The sequence below is a fragment of the Pelagicoccus mobilis genome, assembly GCF_016595505.1.
Lineage (GTDB): Bacteria > Verrucomicrobiota > Verrucomicrobiia > Opitutales > Opitutaceae > Pelagicoccus > Pelagicoccus mobilis.
This window is the reverse complement of the sequence record NZ_JAENIL010000136.1, coordinates 1-1,577: the sequence shown is the minus strand read 5'-3', so window position 1 is coordinate 1,577 and position 1,577 is coordinate 1. Positions and strand designations below refer to the sequence as shown.

Annotated in this window: 2 protein-coding genes; both read left to right on the top strand. The window is 44.1% G+C overall.

Features of this window, described 5'->3' with window-relative positions:
• The first annotated feature begins 104 nt into the window (after nucleotides 1-104).
• Nucleotides 105-581, top strand: a complete 477-nt coding sequence (locus tag JIN87_RS27915) for a hypothetical protein (RefSeq protein ID WP_200360026.1) — start codon at nucleotides 105-107, stop codon at nucleotides 579-581.
• Between the two features lie 12 nt (nucleotides 582-593).
• Nucleotides 594-1,433: a DUF2971 domain-containing protein gene (locus JIN87_RS27910; protein ID WP_200360024.1), complete on the top strand. Its 840-nt coding sequence runs from the start codon at nucleotides 594-596 to the stop codon at nucleotides 1,431-1,433.
• Nucleotides 1,434-1,577 lie beyond the last annotated feature (144 nt).

Here is a 1,577-nt window from a genome sequence, read left to right as displayed (position 1 = left end):
ACCTATGGGAGACCGGAGCCAGAAGATGAAAAGAATAACACATATCAAGGCGCTTCAGGCAACGGCGATTCTCGCCGCCGCCTGAGCTTTGCGTTAGGAAGAGAATGAAAATCGCAGTCATAGCTCTAGCAATTGCCTCGATGGCTTTCGGACTCGTTGCTATCGAAAAAAATCGAGCAGAGACGACGAGACTGAAGGCATTAGCTGAACTAAACCAAACACCAACAGAAGAACCCCTGAATCAAAAGAAGAGCGAAAAAGAAGATCCAAAGGCTAGGTACTCTACGCTTCTCGAGGAGTACTGGATGCTCCACGAGAAAATGGCTGATGATTACAAACAACGCTATGAAATGGAATTAGAAGAAAGGAAGAGAATCAGGTTCCTTTACCCTGAGCTAGAGCTTCCCCCAATTAAGGACTATGGACTCCAGTTCAGCAGAGGCTCTTGGATAAAGCTGGATCCAACAGTCTCTGATGTATCGAAGCTTGAATACATGGTGGAGAGACTGAGAAGAAAATATCCTAACCATGCGGTCGTCACAACTCCGGGGGCTGCCGCCCCCTCCGTCGTGACACCTTAGCGTTCTACAAAAATGATTAGATACTTTGGAGACTACCTCACTTCCACTCTTGAGAACTATCGTCTCAAAGTAGCCCTCCCCAGCAAACTCAACGATCCTTTCGATTTTGCATTAGCCACTGAAGGAGTAGTCACAATAGAGGAGGAAATCAAAAACCTATACGACCGACTGGATGATCCAGCATTCTATTCCAATTTAAGAGAGGCTCCTGAGCTTAGCCATTTTTCAGACGCAGAACTAAAAAAGATTGTATTAAAAAATCCTCTACCTGCCGCACAGGCATTAGTTGACGACCAAGATGGCTTGAGGGAACACTTCAAAATAGAAACGCACAAGATAGCCGACAACAACACTAGGGTTCTTTGCTTCAGTTCAGATTCAATTGAAAAGGATTCCGATATTCTGATGTGGTCGCACTACGGATATTCGCATCAGGGCTATCGAGTGCACTTTGACACCACTTTCCTACAACAGAACGGAATTCAAGCAAGAGTTGTAAATTATGAGAATAAGAGAGTATCGATCCCTCTGGGAATCTCATCATCGAATCCTTTGTTCCCAGAAAAAATAGAACAATCTATGCATACGAAAGGTGAAATATGGAGTTACGAAAAGGAAACTCGTTTTCTGATATCGCCATCACTTTGCATGTACGATCAAGAGACAAAAATGGAGTATGTGAAATTTCCACCTGAGTCACTCCTTCGAATCGATACTGGCATTAGATCTGAGCCAGTTGTAGTTGAAAAAATAGTAGAGCACCTTGAACGGAAAGACTTTGCTCACGTAGAGCTCTACGAAGCAGATTTAGATGAATCTGAATTTAGCATTAAATATAATCGAAAAAAGTAGAACAAATCGTATCAGGCAACGAGCGCAAGCGCTCGCCGCCTGTACTCGACGTGTGTGCTGGGCATGTTATGAAGCTAGCATAGTGAAAGTCTATGTATCAGGTATTCGCAGAGCCGAAGATTAGGAGAAGGGCAACTGCGGCGT

Bases quoted from the DNA above. Each gene is read 5' to 3' on its own strand.
- JIN87_RS27915 (WP_200360026.1), top strand. From the start codon at position 105: ATGAAAATCGCAGTCATAGCTCTAGCAATTGCCTCGATGGCTTTCGGA.
- JIN87_RS27910 (WP_200360024.1), top strand. From the start codon at position 594: ATGATTAGATACTTTGGAGACTACCTCACTTCCACTCTTGAGAACTAT.